The sequence below is a fragment of the Zobellella endophytica genome (genome assembly GCF_003012775.1).
GTDB classification, from domain to species: Bacteria; Pseudomonadota; Gammaproteobacteria; order Enterobacterales; family Aeromonadaceae; genus Oceanimonas; species Oceanimonas endophytica.
This window is the reverse complement of record NZ_PXYG01000001.1, coordinates 366,170-385,120: the sequence shown is the minus strand read 5'-3', so window position 1 is coordinate 385,120 and position 18,951 is coordinate 366,170. Positions and strand designations below refer to the sequence as shown.

Here is an 18,951-nt window from a genome sequence, read left to right as displayed (position 1 = left end):
TAACGACCACTTATTTTATCATAAAAAATATGATTATCGACCAAACTCCAATCCGAGGTACTTAGCCATGCGTTTGATCCCCCTGTCTTCCGCCCCCCAGGTCAGCCAATGGGCCGCCCGCCATATCACTGATCGCATCAACGCCTTCGGCCCCAGTGCCGAGCGCCCCTTCGTGCTCGGCCTGCCCACCGGCGGCACCCCCATGGCGACCTACCGGCAACTGATTGCGCTGCACCAGGCCGGAGAAGTCAGTTTCCGGCACGTGGTCACCTTTAATATGGATGAATATGTGGGCCTGCCCCAAACGCATCCCCAAAGCTACCATCACTTCATGCACGAGCACTTTTTCAAGCATGTGGACATCCAGCCCGGCAACATCAATCTGCTGGACGGCAACGCCCCGGATCTCGAGGCCGAATGCCGGCGCTACGAGGACAAGATCAGGCAATACGGCAAGATCCACCTGTTCATGGGCGGGGTGGGGAGCGATGGCCATATCGCTTTCAATGAACCGGCTTCTTCTTTATCCTCACGGACCCGGATAAAAACCCTGACCGAAGATACCCGGCTGGCCAACTCCCGCTTCTTTGACAACGATCCCGAGCAGGTACCGCGCATGGCACTGACCGTGGGCGTGGGCACCCTGCTCGACGCCGAGGAGATCATGATACTGGTGACCGGCCACAACAAAGCCCAGGCCCTGCAGGCGGCGGTGGAAGGCAGCGTCAACCATCTGTGGACGGTGTCGGCGCTGCAGCTGCACCCGCGCGGCCTGATCGTGTGCGACACCCCGGCCACCATGGAGCTCAAGGTCAAGACGGTACGTTATTTCGAACAGCTGGAAGCCGACAATATCAAGCGTTTATAAGAGGTCCCCATGTTTGCCCTGACCCACTGTACCCTGTTCGACGGCGAGCGCCGCCATCACGGCCTCGCCGTTGTCATCGACCAGGAGAGGATTGTGGCCATCCGGCCCGAGTCCGAGCTGGCCCCCGGTCTGCCCCGCGTCGAGCTGGGCGGCGCCCTGCTCAGCGCCGGCTTTATCGACCTGCAACTCAACGGTTGCGGCGGCGTCATGTTCAACGACGACATCAGCCCGGCGACCCTGGACACCATGCACCAGGCCAACCTGGAATCCGGCACCACCAGCTTCCTGCCGACCCTGATCACCTCTCCCGATCAGGACATGCGCCAGGCGGTGGCGGTGACCCGGGAGTACATGGCCCGCCACCGGCACCGGGTGCTGGGGCTGCACCTGGAAGGCCCCTACACCAACATCAGGCGCAAGGGCATCCACCCCGAGCGGCAGATCCGTGCCCTCGACGAGGCCATGCTGGAGTTCTTCTGCGCCAACGCGGCAGCGATCGCCAAGATCACCCTGGCGCCGGAATGCAACAGTCCCGACCATATCCGCCGCCTGCGCGAGGCCGGCATACTGGTGTCCATGGGTCATACCGCCGCCAGCTACGAGCAGGCCATGGCCGGCTTCGATGCCGGGGTGGGCTTTGCCACCCATCTCTACAACGCCATGACCCCCACCGCCAACGGCCGGGAGCCCGGTGCCGTGGGCGCCGTCTACGACCACCCGGGGGTCTACGCCGGCATCATCGTCGACGGCCACCATGTGCACTATGCCAATGTGCGGCTGGCCCACAAGGTGCTGGGTGAACGGCTGTGCCTGGTCACCGACGCCACCGCCGCCGCCGGAGCCGGCCCCGACTTTACCCGCTTCGATTTTTGCGGCGCCACCGTCTACGTGCGGGATGGGCAATGCGTAGATCAGCATGGTACACTCGGCGGCTCGGCGCTCACCATGATGGAAGGGGTCCGCAACCTGGTCGAACGGGTCGGTCTGCCACTGGAGGAAGCGCTGCGCATGGCCAGCCTCTATCCGGCCAATGCTCTCGGCCTGGGGGACACGCTGGGCTCGGTGGCGGTCGGCAAGGTGGCTAATCTGGTGGCGTTTGAAGCGGACTACCGCGTCAGGGCCACATTGATAAACGGACACTTCACAGCCCAATGACCCGCGGACAAATCGCCAACGTCGACCTGGTCAAGCAGGTCAACAGCTCGGCCGTCTACCGGCTGATCGACAGCCAGGGCCCCATTTCCCGGGTCAAGATCGCCGAGCTGAGCAACCTGGCCCCGGCCAGCGTCACCAAGATCACCCGGACCCTGCTCGAGCACGGCCTGATCCGGGAGATGGAACACCAGGCGTCCACCGGTGGCCGGCGGGCGATTTCCCTCACCACCGTCACCCGCGACTTTCACCTGGTCTCGGTCAAGCTCGGCCGGGAAGAGCTCAGGCTGTCCCTCTACGATCTCGACGGCCAGGTCCTGGCCCGGGATACCCTGGCCTTTCCCCGGCAACAGCAGGACGCCCTGCTGGCCGATCTGGCCGGGCAGATCCAGCGCTTTGTCCGCCGTCATGGCGCCGGCCTGCGGCTGATCGCCCTGGCGGTGGTGATGCCCGGCCTCACCGACGCCCTGCGCGGCCAGGTGATCTATCACCCGAGCTATCCGCTGGCCGGCGTGCCGCTGGCCGACAGGCTGCGCCAGGCCACCGGCCTGCCGGTGTTCATCGGCAACGACATCCGCGCCCTGGCCCTGGCCGAACACTATTTCGGCGCCTCCCGCGACTGCCTGGACTCGGTGCTGGTCAGCGTGCACCACGGCGTGGGTGCCGGCATCATCACCGAAGGCCGCATCTTCAAGAGCCTGGGGCGGGACGTGGCGGAAATCGGCCATATCCGGGTCGATCCCCTCGGCGATCGCTGCCACTGCGGCAACTTCGGTTGCCTGGAAACCATGGTGGCCGATGCCGCCCTGCTGCGTCAGGCCGAGAAAATGCTGGCCCAGGGTTACCAGAGCCTGCTCGACCCGCAGGCGCTGACCATGGCCGAGCTGTGCCGGGCGGCGCTGGCCGGCGACCGGCTGGCGAGAAACGTGCTGGAGCGGGCCGCAGAGCACCTGGGCCAGGCGCTGGCGATCATGGTCAACCTGTTCAATCCGCAGAAGGTGCTGCTCACCGGCGCCCTGTGCGATGCCGAACGCATCGTGTTTCCGCTGATCGGCAAGGCCATCGAATACCAGTCGCTGCCGAGTTTTCACCAGGGCCTGCCCATCGTACGGGCCCACTTCCAGGACGACCAGACCATCGGCGGCCTGGCCCTGGTCAAACGCGCCCTGCTGGAAGGGGAATTGTTGCAACTGATTATCGAGCCCAAAGTATGAACAAACTGGTATACAGCACGGATCCCGGCTGGCGGGCCGATGACGGCCAGGCGACCGGCACCGACAGCCCCTTCCCCGCCGACGGCCTGGTACGGCTGCGCCGCGAGACCAAGGGGCGCAAGGGCGCCGGCGTCATCTGCATCTACGGCGTGCCAATGGAGCAGCTCAAGGAGCAGGCCAAACGCCTGAAATCCCAACTCGGCACCGGTGGCGCCATCAAGGACGGCGTCATCGAGATCCAGGGCGACCGGCTGGAGCAGGTGGCCGCCCAGCTGACCAAGGCCGGCTTCCAGGTCAAAAAGGTGGGCGGCTAATCCGTCCTTGCTTTTTTATCGCCGCCGGCTAGAATGGCCGCTCCTGCACAAGGGGGAGTAGTCGCTCTACGCGAGATGGCCGTCAACATAATTGGTGCAAAATCACCATGGCGCCCGTGACCTTTAGGGGTTTGACGAGACCTTTGACAGGCTGATGCCGATACCGGGGACGGGCGGCACGGCTTGCTCATTGGTTGATAATAATCCTGTCCCCTCTGGTATAGACCTTGGAAGCCTTGACCACTTCGACGCTCGCCGTCGCCATCGCCGAGATCGGTGACAAAACCCAGCTGCTTGCCCTGGTGCTGAGCTGTCGTTTCAGAACACCCATACCCGTCATCCTCGGCATCCTCGCCGCCACCCTGCTCAATCACGCCCTGGCGGGCTGGGTCGGCGTATGGATACAGCACTGGCTGGATCCGGACTGGCTGCGCTACCTGCTGGCCGCCTCCTTCTTCGCCATGGCAGTCTGGATGCTGATCCCCGACAAGCTGGACGACGAGGACGGCCGTTTCCGCCGTTATGGCCCCTTTATCACCACCTTCGTGCTGTTCTTCCTGGCAGAGATGGGCGACAAGACCCAGCTCGCCACCGTGTTGCTGGCGGCCCGCTTCGTGGAAGACTTCTGGCTGGTGGTGGCCGGTACCACTCTCGGCATGATGCTGGCCAACGTGCCGGTGGTGCTGCTCGGCAAGCAAGGCGCCGAACGCATCCCCATGCGGTGGATCCACGGCATCAGCGCGGTGCTCTTCCTCATCCTGGGCGTCACCACCCTGTGGTGGTAGCCTGAAAGCACGCCGCCCCGGTAATGGGGCGGTGTTCGGGGTTAACCGTAGATATTGAAGCTCTCGGCGTTGAGCCAGAGGTGGGCCAGAATGCTCACCACGTAGCCGAGGAAGATCACCGGGGCCCATTTGAGGTGGCCGAAGAAGGTATACATGCCCCGGGCCTGGCCCATCAGCGCCACCCCGGCGGCGGAGCCGATGGACAGCAGGCTGCCGCCCACGCCGGCGGTGAGGGTGATCAGCAGCCAGTTGCCGTGGGACATTTCCGGCTGCATGGTCAGCACCGCGAACATCACCGGAATGTTGTCCACCACCGCCGACATCAGCCCCAGCGCCACGTTGGCGTAGACCGCGTCCCACTGGGTGTACAGCAGATCGGACACCAGCGCCAGGTAGCCCATGTAACCCAGGCCGCCCACGCACATCACCACCCCGTAGAAGAACAGCAGCGTGTCCCACTCGGCCCGGGCCACCCGGTTGAACACGTCGAAGGGCACCACGCTGCCGAGGCGCTTGAGCGCTTCCTCGTCGCCCCGTTTCTGGGCCAGGGCCCGCTTGCGCGCCAGCGACCCCGGCAGGGTCTGGCGCAGGTAGTAGCCAAAAAACTGCAGGTAGCCCAGGCCGGTCATCATGCCCAGCACCGGCGGCAGGTGCAGCAGGCTGTGACAGAGTACGGCGGTGGCGATGGTCAGCAGGAACAGCAGTACGATACGGATGGCGCCGCGCTTGAGTTCAATCTCCTCATAGAGGGCGGCAGGCTTGCGGTTTTCGATGAAGAAGCTCATCACCAGCGCCGGCACCAGGTAGTTGAGCAGCGACGGGATGAACAGGATGAAGAACTCGTTGAACTTGATGATACCGGCCTGCCACACCATCAGGGTGGTGATGTCGCCGAAGGGACTGAAGGCGCCACCGGCGTTGGCGGCGATCACGATGTTGATGCAGCACAAGTTGATGAAGCGTTTGTCCCCTTCCCCCACCTTGGTGACCACGGCGCACATCAGCAGGGCGGTGGTCAGGTTGTCGGCGATGGGCGAGATGAAAAAGGCCAGGAAACCGGTCAGCCAGAACAGCGTCTTGTAACTGAAGCCCTTGCGTATCATCCAGGCCCGCAGCGCATCGAACAGCCGGCGCTCCTCCATGGCGTTGATATAGGTCATGGCCACCAGCAGGAACAGCAGCAGCTCGGCGTACTCCAGCAGGTTGTGGCGGAAGGCGGCTTCGGTCACCCCGGGGATGCCATGCTGGATATAGGTCCAGCCGATCGCCACCCAGATGATGCCGGCCGCCACCAGCACCGGCTTGGATTTGCGCAGGTGGAGATATTCCTCCCCCATCACCAGCAGGTAGGCGATGACGAAGATAACGACAGCGAAAATGCCGACAGCGGAGCCGGTCAAATCCAGTTGACCACCGGCAGCGAACACGGGCGCGCTCGACAGCGCCGCCAGTCCTCCTAAAACGGACAAGCACAGTTTCCTTTGCATTGTTGTTCTCACTTTTGTTGTTTTGGCTATAGTTACCTGGCATCCGCCCGCCCTGGCGGCCAAATGCGCAAAAATCTTAACATAAAGCCGGGGGCAGGACATTTTCGATTCTTGGCGCCCGCTCTCATTTTTGCATCGCAAACGGCGAGGTTTTCAGACCCCGATGCCTGATTTAAAACTGCATATAGTATCCGCGTTTCAGCTTCGCCCGGTGTTGATGGAAATCAAGCTCACAGCCGCCCCGGCCGTTGGACAAGAAATGTCCGGCCCGGAGTGGGCATAAATATTTAGTCTTGTTTTTTGCATGATTTTTCATAATGATTAGCATCTGTTTTCTTCCGTTTTAAAGGACTGTCCGTGCGCGATAATGATGCCGCTCTGGTCAAGGCGTTTCGTCAATCCAGCCCCTATGTCAACCTGCACCGAGGGTCAACCTTCGTGGTCATGCTCGGGGGCGAGGCCATAGCTCAGGAAAATTTTCCTAACATTATCAGTGACATCGCACTACTGACCAGCCTCGGAGTCCGCCTGGTTATCGTGTTCGGCGCCCGTCCGCAGATCGATCGGGGCCTGGTGGAAGCCGGTCTGGAGGGGGTGTTCCACAAGCATACCCGGGTGACCGACGAGGCCAGCTTCCGGGTGATCAAGGACGTGTGCGGCGGCCTGCAGATGGACATCATGGCCCGGCTGTCGATGGGGCTCATCAACACCCCGATGCAGAATGCCCGCATCAACGTGGTCACCGGCAACTTCGTCATCGCCCAGCCGCTGGGCGTCGATGAAGGGGTGGATTACATGCATTCGGGCCGGGTACGGCGCATCCACACCGATACCATCCATCACCAGCTGGCCAACGGCGGCACCGTGCTGATCTCTCCCATCGGCTTTTCGGTGACCGGCGAGAGCTTCAACCTCTCTTCCGAGGAGCTGGCCCGCCGGCTGGCCATCGAGCTCAAGGCCGACAAGCTGATCGGCTTCTGCTCCCAGCGCGGCGTGCTGAGCGAAGAGGGCGTGGCCATCGCCGAACTCTTTCCCGAACAGGCCGAGGAGGCACTGCAGCGCCTGCTGGCCGAAGGCGATACCATGTCCGGTACCGCCCGTTACCTGCGCGCCGCCATCTCCAGTTGCCGCGCCGGCGTGCCGCGCAGTCACCTGGTCAGCTACCGGGAAGACGGGGCGTTGATCCAGGAGTTGTTCACCCGCGACGGCCTGGGTACCCAGATCGTCAGTCAAAGCGCCGAGCAGGCCCGCCAGGCCCGTATCGACGACATCGGCGGCATCCTGGATCTGATCCGACCGCTGGAGGAAGAAGGCATACTGGTGCGCCGCTCCCGTGAGCAACTGGAGATGGAAGTGGATCAGTTCACCATTATCGAGAAGGACGGCGCCATCATCGGCTGTGGCGCCCTCTATCCCTTCCCGGAGGAAGGCATGGCGGAGATGGCCTGTGTGGCCATCCACCCGGATTACCGCCGGGGCAGCCGGGGTGACATGCTGCTGAATAAGGTGGAAGACCAGGCCAAGAAACGCGGCCTGACCCGGCTGTTTATCCTCACCACCCGCTCCATCCACTGGTTCCAGGAGCGGGGCTTCGCGCCGGTGGACGTCAGCGCCCTGCCCATGGGCAAGCAGAAGCTGTACAACTACCAGCGGCGCTCGAAAATCATGATGAAAGATCTGGTATGAATGAATTTGGCCATTTAATGATTGACACTGCCCGGCAGAGTCAGTAGTTATATGGCAGCCCGGTTCGGGCAAAAGAAGAGGCGCGTTGTTCAGGCAGCCGGCAGGAGGAGCTCCCACTCCCAGGATCGCCGGTCAGGGGAAACAACGCCGAGGCGGTGGTGCGGGGCAGCGCATCATCGTCGGCTACGGAGGCTGAATCCTTCGGGTTGTCACCTGTGGGTGGAGTGCTTCTAAGTGACCTTTCCCGTCTCTGCAGTCGTTCCCCCTCGTTATTCATTTTTGCATGCACATCTTCAAGGAGCTGCACTTGACTGAGTTAACCGTTGCCAAATTCGGCGGGACCAGCGTTGCCGACGCCGACGCCATGAGCCGTTGCGCCGCCATTCTCGAACAGAACCCCAATACCCGCCTGGCGGTATTGAGCGCCAGCTCCGGGGTCACCAACCTGCTGGTGGCCCTGGCCTCGGGAGAACACCAGCCCGACAGCCGCGCCCGGCTGCTGCAACAGTTGACCGACATCCAGCACGGTATTCTCGACAGCCTGGACCGGCCCGAGATGCTGACCCGGCATATCGAGGAAATACTGCACCACATCAAGGAGCTGTCCGACAGCGCCGCCATCAGCCCGAGCAAGGCCCTGCACGACGAAATCGTGGCCCAGGGCGAGCTGATGTCCACCCGGCTGTTCGTGGAGCTGCTGCGCCACCGTGGCACCCCGGCGGTCTGGTTCGACGTGCGCCGGGTAATGCGCACCGACGATCGCTTCAGCCGCGCCACCCCGGATCTCAGCGCCCTGGCCCGCGCCACCGAGGAAGAGCTCAAGCCCCTGTGTGACCATCAGCTGGTGGTGACCCAGGGCTTTATCGGCGCCGCCAACGACGGCCGCACCACCACCCTGGGCCGGGGCGGCAGCGATTTCTCCGCCGCCCTGCTGGGCGAAGCCCTCGGCGCCGCGGCGGTGGAGATCTGGACCGACGTGCCCGGCATCTACACCACGGATCCGCGCCTGGTGAGCGAGGCCCGCGCCATTCCCGAAATCAGCTTCAGCGAAGCGTCGGAAATGGCCACCTTCGGCGCCAAGGTGCTGCACCCGGCCACCCTGCAACCGGCGGTACGCCGGCAGATCCCGGTGTTCGTGGGCTCGAGCAAGGCGCCGGAAGCCGGTGGCACCTGGATCCGCAACAGCACCCCCAGCCAGCCGCTGTTCCGCGCCCTGGCCCTGCGCCGCAACCAGGTGCTGCTGACCCTGACCAGTCAGAGCATGTTCCAGGCCCACGGCTTCCTGGCCGAGGTGTTCGGCATCCTGGCCAAACACAAGATTTCGGTGGACCTCATCACCACCTCGGAGATCAGCGTGTCCCTGACCCTGGACGCCGGCGCCGAATTGCTGACCGAGGAGGTGCAGGCCGAGCTCGGCAAGCACTGCCACCTCAAGGTTGAACATGGCCTGGCGCTGGTGGCATTGATCGGCAACCGCATGAGCGAAGTCAACGGCACCGGCACCCGGGTATTCCAGGCGCTGGAAGACGTCAATATCCGCATGATCTGCTACGGCGCCAGCCCCCACAACCTGTGCATCCTGGTGGAAGAAGGCACCGCCAACCAGGTGATCGCCGATCTGCACCGGGAACTGCTGCCGGCGTAAGCCGGCTGGAAGCTGGAAGCTGGAAGCTGGAAGCTGGAAGCAAGATAAAAAACGGCGCTGTGAGGTACAGCGCCGTTTTTTATTACCGAAGACAGGCTGGATGTCGACACAGAATCCTCCATCCACCCGGGCAACGCGGTACCACTTCCGGCTTACCACATTAGTTCATCCCCCAGGCCACCAGCAGGCCGCCGAGCAGCGAGGCGGCCATCGCCAGCCCCACCCGCCGGCCCAGGGCGGCATCCCCCAGCACCAGCGCCATACCCGCCTTGACCAGGTTATTGACCGAGGCCGCCAGCACGATGCCGAGCACGGCGGTGCCGTGCTCTATGCCCGAGAGCGACATCCGGGTCAGCGACAGGGTAATGGCGTCCACGTCGGTCACCCCCGACGCCAGCGCCAGCAACAGGATGCCCGCGTTGCCCATGGACTCCTTGAGCCACTCCCCCAGCAGCATGATCACCAGGATAAGGCCGCCGAACAGGAAGGCGGACTTCAGATCCAGCGGGTTCATGTGCAGGCTCGGCTGATCCACGTTCGCCAGGGTACGATGCCGGCGCCAGATCCAGGCCGCGGGGCCATACAGCAGCAGCGTCATCGCCAGCACCGGCAGCCACAGCGTCGCCAGCAGCGCCGGATTGATCAGCGCACAGTACACCAGGATGCGCGGGAACATGGTACCGCAAGCCAGCAACACGCCGGCGGCCAGCATGGGCGAGAGCTGCGGCGTCTCCCGGGACAGGCGAGCATAATGCAGGGTCAGGGCGGTGGAAGAACTCAGGCCGGCGAACAGGCTGGTGAAGAAGATGCCCTTCTCGGTGCCGCCGACCCGGATGGCGAAATAGCCGAGAAAGGAAATGGAGGCGATCAGCACCACCATCCACCAGATCTCGTAGGGATTGATAGCGCCGCCCGGCCCCATGTCCTTGTTGGGCAACAGGGGCAGCATCACCACGGTGATCAGCAGCAGCTTGAGCCCAGCATCCAGCTCGTGCTCGCGCAGCTTGTGCAACAGGCCGTGGATCTCCCGCTTGTTGTCTAGGATCACCGCGGTGATCACCGCGGCGGTGGCAGCGATGGCCGGGTTGTCGACCAGTGCCAGGGCCCCGAAGCAGAAAGTCAGCAACAACCCTATGCTGCCGGTGATGCTGTAATCCGCCAGCTCCCGGCTGTGCACCCGGTAGGCCACCAGCACCACCGCCACCACCCCGAGCAGGCCGACGGCGATGATCCACTCGCCCACATGAGTACCCAGCAGCGCCACCAGGCCGCCAAGCAGTCCCACCAGCGCATGGGTGCGGATGCCGGCCACCCGCAGGCCGGCCCGGGTGTCCCTACTCTGCCAGCCGCGCTGAATGCCGATAAGCGTGCCCAGCAGCAGGGCCAGCCCCAGGCGCGCCAGGGTCTGATGGCCGGCCAGCAGCTCCCCGGCCAGTTCATCCATGCTGCCGTTGCTTCCACTTGGCGTACAGCTCCAGATCCGAACGGGCCAGATCCAGCGCCAGCTTGATCACCAACGCATCGTCCAGGTAACCCGCCAGCGGCAGGAAGTCCGGCACCACATCCAGCGGCGACACAAAATAAATGACCGCCCCGGTGATGGCGGCGATCACCTTCCAGGGCACGGTGCGATAGTCGCCCTTGCGATAATCGTTGACCAGGCTCACCATCAGCCGCAGATCCTGCCACCATTCTGCCAGCGAACCGGGCGGCCTGTCGCCGAAGCGGCCGAGCTTGCTCTCCCCCTCGCCGGCGGCAAATTCCAGATCGAGGTCCCCGACCTCGTCCATACCACCGAAAAAGCGGCGCCTGGCCTGCTCTTGTTGCGCTTTACTCAGGCCCATCCGCCACCTCCGCCCGGTGATCCCGCACCAGGGTTCCCGCCTGCAGGGCTTCCCGCTCGTGCTCCGGCTCGCGCCAGGGCTCCCGCAGGGCCGCCGTGCGCCATGCCTGCAGCTCCGGCAGGGCCAGCATCCCCGTCACATAGCCGGCGGCCACGGGCGGCAACGGCAACCGGTAGTTGCGGAGCCGGAACACCACGGGCGCATAAAACGCATCCACCGCGGTAAAGGCGCCACCGGCCAGGAAAGGTCCGCCGAAGCGGCCAAGCCCTTGCTCCCACAGCTCGCCGATGCGGCTGATGTCCTGCTCCAGGGCCGCGTCAATCTTCGTCAGCGTCACTTCCAGGCCACAGTTCATCGGGCACTGGCTGCGCAGGGCGGTAAATCCCGAGTGCATTTCGGCCACCGCCGAGCGGCCCCAGGCCCGGGCTCCCCGGTCGGCCGGCCAGACCGCTGGCCAGCGTTCGGCCAGGTATTCGACGATGGCCAGCGAATCCCATACCCGGTTATCGCCGTCGACCAGGCAGGGCACCTTGCCGTTGGGCGAAAAACGGCGGAACGCGTCCCAGTTGGATCCAGTTTCAAAGGGTACCAGCCGCTCTTCGAAGGGGATGCCCAGGGTGCGCATCAGCAGCCAGGGGCGCAACGACCAGGACGAGTAGTTCTTGTTGGCAATATAGAGTTCCACGGCGCGCTCCTTCAGAGTCCGGAGTGAATGGTCGGCGAAGGCAGGTCGCCTCCCCGCAGAAAGTCCAGGATCAGGCGCATTACCTCGGCGCCGTGATGGGGCCGTTCGACGGAGTCCATCGCCTGGAGATACAGGCGCTCGCCGAACTGCTCCCGGCGCAGCGCCATCAGGAAACGAGCATAGTCGGGGGTGAACTCGGGGTGGCCCTGTACCCCCATCACCTGCTCGCCCAGGGTAAAGGCGGCATGCGGGCAGAAATCGGAGCCCGCCAGCAGCCGTGCCCCCACCGGCAGCCGCAGCACCTGATCCTGGTGGCTCACCAGCAGCCGGTAATCCGGCTGCCCGGGCGGCTGCCAGCGATAGTCGTGGTTGCCGATGCCCCAGCCGGCCGGCGCCCGGCCGACCTCGCCGCCATACATCAACGCCAGCAGCTGGTGGCCGAAGCAAACCCCCGCCACCCGTTCTCCCGCCGCCAACAGCTCATGCACCCGGGCTTTCAGCCGCTCGAGCCAGGGGTAGTCGCCGAAGGCATCGTGGCGGGCACCGCTGATGATCCAGCCATCCAGCCGGGTCTGCGGCTCCGGCAGCTCACCGGCCTCGGCGTCGAACACCTGTAGCCGGGCGGCGGGCATCACCTCGCGGATGCGCTCGGAAAAGAGGTCGGGATAGTCGCCACCACGGCGGCGAAAGTCCTCATCGATATGATCACAAAGCAACAATCCAAACTGCATGGGGCTCCTCGTCACGCGTTCGCCAGCACGTCTTCCGGCGGGGTAAAGGGCAGGTCGTGGGCCTCGGCAACCGCCCGGTAGGTGATCCGGCCGTCGTGCACATTCAGCCCGCGGGCCAGGTGTTCATCGTCCTGCAGCGCCCGGCGCCAGCCCTTGTTGGCCAGGGCCTGGATAAACGGCAGGGTGGCGTTGGTCAGCGCGAAGGTGGCGGTGCGCGCCACCCCGCCCGGCATGTTGGCCACGCAATAATGCACGATACCGTCCACTTCATAGGTCGGCTGCTGATGGGTGGTGGCCTGGCTGGTTTCGAAGCAGCCGCCCTGATCGATGGCCACGTCCACCAGCACGGCGCCCCTGGGCAGCCGTTTCAGCATCTCGCGAGTCACCAGCTTGGGCGCCGCCGCCCCGGGGATCAGCACCGCCCCCACCACCAGATCGGCCCGGGGCAGCTCCTCCTCGATGGCGTCGGCGGTGGAGTACAGGGTCTTGAGGCCGGGACCATAGAGGGCATCCAGCTCCTTCAGCCGGGGCAGGGACTTGTCGAACAGGGTGACGTCGGCGCCCAGCCCCAGGGCCATGCGGGCCGCATTGATGCCGACCACGCCGCCGCCCAGCACCAACACCCGGGCCGGGGCCACCCCGGGCACCCCGCCCAGCAGCACGCCGCGCCCGCCCTGGGCTTTCTCCAGGCAATGGGCGCCGGCCTGGATCGCCATGCGTCCGGCCACCTCGCTCATCGGCGCCAGCAGCGGCAGGCCACCGGCCCTGTCGGTCACGGTTTCATAGGCGATGGCGGTACAACCGGACTTGAGCAGCCCCTGGGTCTGGGGCAGGTCCGGCGCCAGGTGCAGGTAGGTGAACAGCACCTGGCCGGGCTTGAGCCGCCGGTATTCCTCCGCCTGGGGCTCCTTGACCTTGACCACCATCTCGGCCCGCTCGAACAGCTCGGCCACGTCCGCCACCAGCTCGGCGCCGGCCGCCGCGTACTGCTCGTCGGTCAGGCCGATGGCCGCCCCGGCGCCGCCCTGCACCATCACCCGGTGGCCGTCCCGGACCAGTTCCTTCACCCCGCCCGGGGTCATGCCCACCCGGTATTCGTGGTTCTTGATTTCCTTCGGGATCCCTATATCCATATCCACCTCTGTGTGTCTGCGGGTTTGTGAGTTAGAATGCGCTCCACGACGGCACCATTGCCACTCTTTTCGGTGTTGGAAGAGACGGTTGTCATCTTGCTCGCATCCACTTTAAGATTCAATTGTAGCTAAGGAGAGATCGCTCTGATGGACATTGGCAATCGTCTGAAAACCGTCCGGCAACAGGCCCAATTGTCCCAGCGTGAACTCGCCAAGCGCTCGGGGGTGACCAACGGCTTTATTTCCCAGGTGGAAAAAAACCAGGTCAGCCCTTCCATCGGCTCCCTGAAAAAACTGCTCGACGGCCTGCCCATGTCCCTGGCGGAGTTCTTCGCCGACGCCGCGGAGAGCAGCAGCCCGGTGGTCTATCGCCTCGACGATCAGCCCGAGCTGGGCTCGGCCGACATCAGCTACCGCCTCATCGGCAGCCACTTTCCCGGCCGCGCCATCAGCCTGCTGCGTGAAACCATGGCCCCGGGCGCCGACACCGGCCCCGACCTGCTCAGCCACGCCGGCCAGGAATGCGGCGTGGTGATCCAGGGCCGGCTGCGGCTCACCGTGGGCGAGCAGGAATTCGAGCTGGGCCCGGGCGACGGCTACTACTTCGACAGCACCCAGGCGCATCGCTTCGTCAGCATCGGCGAGCAGGAGCTGGTGCTGATCTCCGCCAACAGCCCGCCGACCTTTTAAAAGGTCGGCGGCGTCGCCGCCGACACCAGCTCGCAGCTCTCGCTGCCGAGGTTGCGGAAACGGTGCGGCTGCCGGGTATCGAAATAGTAGGCATCGCCGGCCCGCAATACGCAACGCTGCTCCCCCACGGTAATTTCGATTTCACCGCTCAGAACAAGACCGGCCTCCTCCGCTTCGTTGCTCAGCATCTCCGGGCCGGTATCGGCGCCGGGCGGGTAGATTTCCCGCTGCAACGCCAGCCGGCGCCCCCGCTGCGGCGGCCCCACCAACCACATCTGCACCTCGCCGCTGCTCATCGGCACCAGCTCGTGGCCACGGAAGAACAGCTGCCGGCGCGGCGCCTGCTCCAGGCTGAAGAACTCGCCCATGGAGATGGGAAAGCCGTCCAGCACCCGCTTCAGGGTGGCCACCGAAGGGTTCACCGCCGCCTGCTCGATCTGCGAGATCAGGCTGTTGTTCACCCCCGCCCGCCGGGCCAGCTCGCGCTGGGACAGGCCGTGACGGCCACGCAGCCATTTCAGTCGTTCCGCCAGTTCCATCTATTCCCTCCTCCGGCTCAGTTGGCGCGGGCCGCGGCCGCTTCCTGACTCCGCCGCTTCTCGGCCCGGGCCATCAGCCACCAGCCGACAAAGGTCACCAGCGACACTATCAGTATGATGATGGTGGCCAGGGCGTTGATCTTGGGACTGACCCCCAGCCGTACGCTGGAAAACACCACCATCGGCAGGGTGGTGGCGTTGGGCCCGGAGACGAAGCTGGCGATCACCAGATCGTCGAGGGACAGGGTAAAGGCCAACAGCCAGCCGGCGATGATCGCCGGGGCGATGATCGGCAGGGTGATCACGAAGAACACCTTGAGCGGCCGGGCGCCCAGATCCATCGCCGCCTCCTCCACCGAGCGGTCCAGCTCGCGCAACCGGGAGCTGACCACCACCGCCACATAGGCGGTGCAGAAGGTGACGTGGGCAATCCAGATGGTGCCCATGCCCCGCTGGGCCGGCCAGCCCAGCCAGTCGCCCATGGCCACGAACAGCAGCAGCAGCGACAGTCCGGTGATCACCTCGGGCATCACCAGCGGGGCGGTGATCATAAAGGCGAAGCCGTTCTCGCCGCGGAAACGGCCGATACGGGTGAGCACGAAGCCCGCCACCGTGCCCAGCACCACGGCGGCGGAGGCGGCGAAAAAGGCGATGGTCAGGCTCAGCCCCACCGCCTGCATCATCATCTGATCCTGCAGCAGCTCGCCGTACCAGCGGGTGGACCAGCCGGCCCACACCGTGACCAGGCGCGAGCTGTTGAAGGAATAGATGATCAGCAACAGCATCGGCAGGTAGAGAAAGCCGAAGCCCAGCAGCAGGATCAGGGCTCTCAACCGGGAGCGGCTGACGGGAATACCATTCATGGCTCAGTCCTCCAGCTCTTTGCGTTGGGTCCGGTGGAACCACATGATGGGTACCATCAGCAGCAGCAGCATGATGCTGGCCACCGCCGCCGCTATCGGCCAGTCACGGTTGTTGAAGAATTCCTGCCACAGCACCCGGCCGATCAGCAGGGTATCGGGGCCGCCGAGCAGCTCGGGGATCACGAACTCCCCCACCGCCGGGATGAACACCAGCATGGAGCCGGCGATGATGCCGCCCCTGGTCAGCGGCACTATCACCGTGGCCAGGGTCTTCCAGGGCCGGGCGCCCAGATCCGCCGCCGCCTCCACCAGGGAATAGTCGAGCCGCATCAGGGCGGTATAGAGCGGCAACACCATGAACGGCAGGTACGCATAGACGATGCCGATATAGACGGCGGTGTTGGTGTTGAGGATCTGCAGCGGGGCTTCTGTCACCCCCAGCCACAGCAGCAGGTTGTTGAGAAAGCCGTTGTTGCCGAGGATACCCATCCAGGCGTAGACCCGGATCAGGAAGGAAGTCCAGGACGGCAGTATCACCAGCATCAGCAGCACGTTGCGGGTGGACGGCCGGGAGTGGACGATGGCCCAGGCCAGGGGGTAGCCGATCAGCAGGCACAGCAGGGTCGACACCGCCGCCACCTGCAGCGACTGCAGGTAGGACTGGATATAGAGGCTGTCGCTCAGCAGGAACAGGTAGTTGCCGAAGTTCAGCACGATCTGCAGCTGATCGTTGGCGAAGCTCACCACTTCGCCATAGGGCGGGATGGCCAGCGCCGCCTCGGACAGGCTGATCTTGAACACGATGAGGAAAGGGATCAGAAAAAACAGCAGCAACCAGGTGTAGGGCAGCGCTATCACCAGCCGGCGGCCGGTGCTCGAACGGGAACGGCGGTACATCATCACCCCCTAGATCAGCAAGACGGCGCAGCTGTCCGCCTCCCAGCGCAGATACACCCGGTCGCCCCAGGTGGGGTTGCCCTTGCGGTGCCGATCCACGTTGGGCAGGGTGGCCAGGATGCGCTTGCCCGCGGCCAGCCGCACATGGTAGATGGACAGGCTGCCGAGATAGGCTATCTCGTCGACGATGCCGCTCAGCCAGTTGTGCTCCCCGGCGGGCTGCTCGCGGCTCAGGTACATCTTCTCGGGCCGCACCGCTATCATCAGCGGCAGCCCCTCGGCGATGGACACGCCGTGGTTGATCCAGAGCGGCCGCTCAAGCTCGGGGCAGCGGATCAGGGCGCTGTCGGTATCGTTGTTTTCGAGGATGCCGTCGAACACGTTGACCGAGCCGATGAACTCGGCGCTGTAACGGCAGTTGGGGTATTCGTACACGTCGAGCGGATCGCCCACCTGCACCAGCCGGCCCTTGTTCATGATGGCGATGCGCCCGGCCATGGTCATGGCCTCCTCCTGATCATGGGTCACCATGACGCAGGTCACCCCCACCTGCTCGATGATGTTGACCAGTTCGAGCTGCATTTCTTCCCTGAGCTTCTTGTCGAGCGCGCCCATGGGCTCGTCCAGCAACAGCAGCTTGGGCCGCTTGGCCAGGCTGCGCGCCAGCGCCACCCGCTGGCGCTGGCCGCCGGACAGCTGGTGGGGCTTGCGCCGGGCGAACTCTTCCATGTGCACCAGTTTGAGCATATGGGCCACCCGCTCGGCGATCTCCGCCCGGGGCAGGCCGTCCTGCTTGAGGCCGAAGGCGATATTGGCCTCCACCGTCATATGGGGAAACAGGGCATATGACTGGAACATCATGTTGATGGGCCTGTCATAGGGCGGCACCTCGCCGATGTCGACACCGTCGAGCAGGATCTCGCCTTTGCTCGGCTGCTCGAAGCCGGCCAGCATGCGCAGCAGGGTGGACTTGCCGCAGCCCGAGGCGCCGAGCAGGGCGAAGATTTCCCCCCGGCGGATCTGCAGGCTGACGTCATCCACCGCCGGCTGGCCGTCGAACAGCTTGCTGACCCCGCGGATCTCCAGGAAAGGCCGGGCCTCGGCCTGATCTTCTTTACCGTTTTCCGGCATTATCACCTCCTTGAGAACATCGTTGTTTGAGATCTTGTGTCCTCGGCCAAAGCGCACTACTCCACCGACCGTCACATGCCAGGGATGCCATGTGCCGAGCGCCACAGGGACGAGCTCGCAGCGTGTCGGTGGAGGTGGCTCTGTTGCCTCTTCGCAGAGATCGTAAACAAGCTCTTATCGTCCGGTCTTGACCCGGGTCCAGGCGCGGGTGATCACCCGGTTCACGCTCTGGGGCAATATCTTGGCGGTATAGAGCTTGGCCGCCGCTTCCTCGGTGGGATAAATGCCGGTATCGTTCAGGATCTCCTCGTCCACGAACTCCCTGGCGGCGCTGTTGGCGTTGGCGTAGGCCACGTAGTTGGACACCCCGGCGATCACCTCCGGCTTCATCAGGTAGTCGATAAGCTTGTGGGCGTTGTCCGGGTGCCGGGCATCCCTGGGGATGGTCAGCATGTCGAACCACATCAGCGCCCCTTCCTTGGGAATGCTGTAGGCCACGTTCACCCCCTGCTCTGCCTCGTCGGCCCGATCCCTCGCCTGCAGGATGTCGCCGGACCAGCCCACCGCCACGCAGATGTCGCCGTTGGCCAGGTCGTTGATGTACTTGGAGGAATGGAAGTAGGTGATATGGGGCCGCAGGCTCAGCATCAGCTCGGTGGCCGGGCCGTCGTAGTCCTCGGTATTGGTGCTGTTGGGATCCAGCCCCTGGTAGTTGAGCGCGGCGGCGAAGATCTCGGTGGGCGCATCGAGGAAGGCCACCCCGCACTGGCTGAGTTTCTCCAGGTTTTCCGGCTTCATCACCAGATCCCAGGAATCCACCGGCGCCGCTTCGCCCAGGGCTTCCTTCACCTTGTCGACGTTGTAGCCGATGCCGGTGGTGCCCCACAGGTAGGGCACGCCGAACTTGTTGCCCGGATCCTTGTCTGCCAGCAACGCCATGATGTTGGGATCCAGGTTGCCGTAGTTGGCCAGCTTGGACTTGTCCAGCTCCATAAAGGCCCCGGCCTGGATCTGCCGGCCCATGAAGTCGCCGGTGGGCACCACCACGTCGAAGCCGGTGTTGCCCGCCAGCAGCTTGGCCTCCAGCACCTCGTTGGAGTCGAACACGTCGTAGGTGACCTGGATACCGGTGTCGGTGGTAAAACTGGCCAGGGTATCTTCCGCGATATAGTCGGACCAGTTATAGAAGTTGACCTGGGCCGGCTCCTGGGCCTGGGCGCTCAGCGCCATGCCCACGCCTGCCGCCAGCAGACCCAATCGATAACCGTGTTGCAGTTTGTTCGCCAT

The 18,951-nt window shown here is 64.4% G+C and carries 19 protein-coding genes and 1 riboswitch; of the genes, 8 read left to right on the top strand and 11 right to left on the bottom strand.

Features of this window, described 5'->3' with window-relative positions:
• Positions 1–67 precede the first annotated feature (67 nt).
• The 5 genes from nagB (at position 68) to C7H85_RS01665 (ending at position 4,333) form a co-directional block, all read left to right on the top strand.
• The gene (gene nagB / locus C7H85_RS01685) at positions 68–868 is read left to right on the top strand and encodes a glucosamine-6-phosphate deaminase (RefSeq protein ID WP_106727986.1); all 801 of its coding nucleotides are present in this window, start codon (positions 68–70) and stop codon (positions 866–868) included.
• 9 nt (positions 869–877) lie between these two features.
• Positions 878–2,023: an N-acetylglucosamine-6-phosphate deacetylase gene (gene nagA / locus C7H85_RS01680; RefSeq protein WP_106727985.1), complete on the top strand. Its 1,146-nt coding sequence runs from the start codon at positions 878–880 to the stop codon at positions 2,021–2,023.
• Positions 2,020–3,234 (top strand): ROK family transcriptional regulator, encoded by a 1,215-nt coding sequence (locus tag C7H85_RS01675; RefSeq protein ID WP_106727984.1) that lies wholly within the window; start codon positions 2,020–2,022, stop codon positions 3,232–3,234. The genes nagA and C7H85_RS01675 overlap by 4 nt, the downstream gene beginning before the upstream one ends.
• A complete protein-coding gene (locus tag C7H85_RS01670) occupies positions 3,231–3,548 on the top strand; it encodes a translation initiation factor (RefSeq protein WP_106727983.1) in 318 nt (105 codons plus the stop codon). Before C7H85_RS01675 ends, C7H85_RS01670 begins: the two co-directional genes overlap by 4 nt.
• A 227-nt stretch (positions 3,549–3,775) precedes the next feature.
• Complete coding sequence (locus tag C7H85_RS01665) at positions 3,776–4,333, top strand: TMEM165/GDT1 family protein (protein ID WP_106727982.1); 558 nt, start codon at positions 3,776–3,778, stop codon at positions 4,331–4,333.
• 41 nt (positions 4,334–4,374) lie between these two features.
• Here C7H85_RS01665 and nhaD read toward each other — a convergent pair whose 3' ends face one another.
• Positions 4,375–5,820 (bottom strand): sodium:proton antiporter NhaD, encoded by a 1,446-nt coding sequence (nhaD, locus tag C7H85_RS01660; protein ID WP_106727981.1) that lies wholly within the window; start codon positions 5,818–5,820, stop codon positions 4,375–4,377.
• A 357-nt stretch (positions 5,821–6,177) separates the two neighbouring features.
• On the opposite strand from nhaD, the gene argA reads away from it, so the two are divergent.
• The gene (gene argA / locus C7H85_RS01655) at positions 6,178–7,506 is read left to right on the top strand and encodes an amino-acid N-acetyltransferase (RefSeq protein WP_106727980.1); all 1,329 of its coding nucleotides are present in this window, start codon (positions 6,178–6,180) and stop codon (positions 7,504–7,506) included.
• 67 nt (positions 7,507–7,573) lie between these two features.
• Positions 7,574–7,744: riboswitch (Lysine riboswitch) on the top strand.
• A gap of 69 nt (positions 7,745–7,813) precedes the next feature.
• Positions 7,814–9,151, top strand: a complete 1,338-nt coding sequence (gene lysC / locus C7H85_RS01650; RefSeq protein WP_106728594.1) for a lysine-sensitive aspartokinase 3 — start codon at positions 7,814–7,816, stop codon at positions 9,149–9,151.
• A 160-nt stretch (positions 9,152–9,311) separates the two neighbouring features.
• Here lysC and C7H85_RS01645 read toward each other — a convergent pair whose 3' ends face one another.
• The 5 genes from C7H85_RS01645 to ald are packed head-to-tail and all read right to left on the bottom strand — an operon-like array spanning position 9,312 to position 13,544.
• Complete coding sequence (locus tag C7H85_RS01645; protein ID WP_106727979.1) at positions 9,312–10,595, bottom strand: MgtC/SapB family protein; 1,284 nt, start codon at positions 10,593–10,595, stop codon at positions 9,312–9,314.
• Positions 10,588–10,995, bottom strand: a complete 408-nt coding sequence (locus C7H85_RS01640) for a YkvA family protein (protein ID WP_106728593.1) — start codon at positions 10,993–10,995, stop codon at positions 10,588–10,590. Before C7H85_RS01640 ends, C7H85_RS01645 begins: the two co-directional genes overlap by 8 nt.
• Complete coding sequence (locus C7H85_RS01635) at positions 10,982–11,680, bottom strand: glutathione S-transferase family protein (protein ID WP_106727978.1); 699 nt, start codon at positions 11,678–11,680, stop codon at positions 10,982–10,984. Before C7H85_RS01635 ends, C7H85_RS01640 begins: the two co-directional genes overlap by 14 nt.
• Positions 11,681–11,691: 11 nt before the next feature.
• Positions 11,692–12,411, bottom strand: a complete 720-nt coding sequence (locus C7H85_RS01630; RefSeq protein ID WP_106727977.1) for a glutamine amidotransferase-related protein — start codon at positions 12,409–12,411, stop codon at positions 11,692–11,694.
• Positions 12,412–12,422: 11 nt separating this feature from the next.
• Complete coding sequence (gene ald, locus C7H85_RS01625) at positions 12,423–13,544, bottom strand: alanine dehydrogenase (RefSeq protein WP_106727976.1); 1,122 nt, start codon at positions 13,542–13,544, stop codon at positions 12,423–12,425.
• Between the two features lie 147 nt (positions 13,545–13,691).
• On the opposite strand from ald, the gene C7H85_RS01620 reads away from it, so the two are divergent.
• Positions 13,692–14,234 (top strand): cupin domain-containing protein, encoded by a 543-nt coding sequence (locus tag C7H85_RS01620; RefSeq protein WP_106727975.1) that lies wholly within the window; start codon positions 13,692–13,694, stop codon positions 14,232–14,234.
• Here the strand turns inward: C7H85_RS01620 and C7H85_RS01615 are convergent.
• From C7H85_RS01615 to C7H85_RS01595, 5 genes are all read right to left on the bottom strand, one after another.
• On the bottom strand, positions 14,231–14,773 hold the full coding sequence (locus C7H85_RS01615) for a cupin domain-containing protein (protein ID WP_106727974.1): 543 nt from the start codon (positions 14,771–14,773) through the stop codon (positions 14,231–14,233). The two genes, C7H85_RS01620 and C7H85_RS01615, sit on opposite strands and share 4 nt — an antisense overlap.
• Before the next feature lie 17 nt (positions 14,774–14,790).
• On the bottom strand, positions 14,791–15,636 hold the full coding sequence (potI, locus tag C7H85_RS01610; protein WP_106727973.1) for a putrescine ABC transporter permease PotI: 846 nt from the start codon (positions 15,634–15,636) through the stop codon (positions 14,791–14,793).
• A gap of 3 nt (positions 15,637–15,639) precedes the next feature.
• On the bottom strand, positions 15,640–16,536 hold the full coding sequence (gene potH, locus C7H85_RS01605; RefSeq protein ID WP_106727972.1) for a putrescine ABC transporter permease PotH: 897 nt from the start codon (positions 16,534–16,536) through the stop codon (positions 15,640–15,642).
• Between the two features lie 6 nt (positions 16,537–16,542).
• The gene (gene potG / locus C7H85_RS01600; RefSeq protein WP_106727971.1) at positions 16,543–17,664 is read right to left on the bottom strand and encodes a putrescine ABC transporter ATP-binding subunit PotG; all 1,122 of its coding nucleotides are present in this window, start codon (positions 17,662–17,664) and stop codon (positions 16,543–16,545) included.
• A gap of 174 nt (positions 17,665–17,838) precedes the next feature.
• Complete coding sequence (locus tag C7H85_RS01595) at positions 17,839–18,951, bottom strand: extracellular solute-binding protein (RefSeq protein ID WP_106727970.1); 1,113 nt, start codon at positions 18,949–18,951, stop codon at positions 17,839–17,841.

Coding starts and splice junctions, on each gene's coding strand:
- nagB (WP_106727986.1), top strand. CDS start 68: ATGCGTTTGATCCCCCTGTCTTCCGCCCCCCAGGTCAGCCAATGGGCC.
- nagA (WP_106727985.1), top strand. CDS start 878: ATGTTTGCCCTGACCCACTGTACCCTGTTCGACGGCGAGCGCCGCCAT.
- C7H85_RS01675 (WP_106727984.1), top strand. CDS start 2,020: ATGACCCGCGGACAAATCGCCAACGTCGACCTGGTCAAGCAGGTCAAC.
- C7H85_RS01670 (WP_106727983.1), top strand. CDS start 3,231: ATGAACAAACTGGTATACAGCACGGATCCCGGCTGGCGGGCCGATGAC.
- nhaD (WP_106727981.1), bottom strand. CDS start 5,820: ATGCAAAGGAAACTGTGCTTGTCCGTTTTAGGAGGACTGGCGGCGCTG.
- C7H85_RS01645 (WP_106727979.1), bottom strand. CDS start 10,595: ATGGATGAACTGGCCGGGGAGCTGCTGGCCGGCCATCAGACCCTGGCG.
- C7H85_RS01640 (WP_106728593.1), bottom strand. CDS start 10,995: ATGGGCCTGAGTAAAGCGCAACAAGAGCAGGCCAGGCGCCGCTTTTTC.
- C7H85_RS01630 (WP_106727977.1), bottom strand. CDS start 12,411: ATGCAGTTTGGATTGTTGCTTTGTGATCATATCGATGAGGACTTTCGC.
- ald (WP_106727976.1), bottom strand. CDS start 13,544: ATGGATATAGGGATCCCGAAGGAAATCAAGAACCACGAATACCGGGTG.
- C7H85_RS01620 (WP_106727975.1), top strand. CDS start 13,692: ATGGACATTGGCAATCGTCTGAAAACCGTCCGGCAACAGGCCCAATTG.
- C7H85_RS01615 (WP_106727974.1), bottom strand. CDS start 14,773: ATGGAACTGGCGGAACGACTGAAATGGCTGCGTGGCCGTCACGGCCTG.
- potI (WP_106727973.1), bottom strand. CDS start 15,636: ATGAATGGTATTCCCGTCAGCCGCTCCCGGTTGAGAGCCCTGATCCTG.
- potH (WP_106727972.1), bottom strand. CDS start 16,536: ATGATGTACCGCCGTTCCCGTTCGAGCACCGGCCGCCGGCTGGTGATA.
- potG (WP_106727971.1), bottom strand. CDS start 17,664: ATGCCGGAAAACGGTAAAGAAGATCAGGCCGAGGCCCGGCCTTTCCTG.
- C7H85_RS01595 (WP_106727970.1), bottom strand. CDS start 18,951: ATGGCGAACAAACTGCAACACGGTTATCGATTGGGTCTGCTGGCGGCA.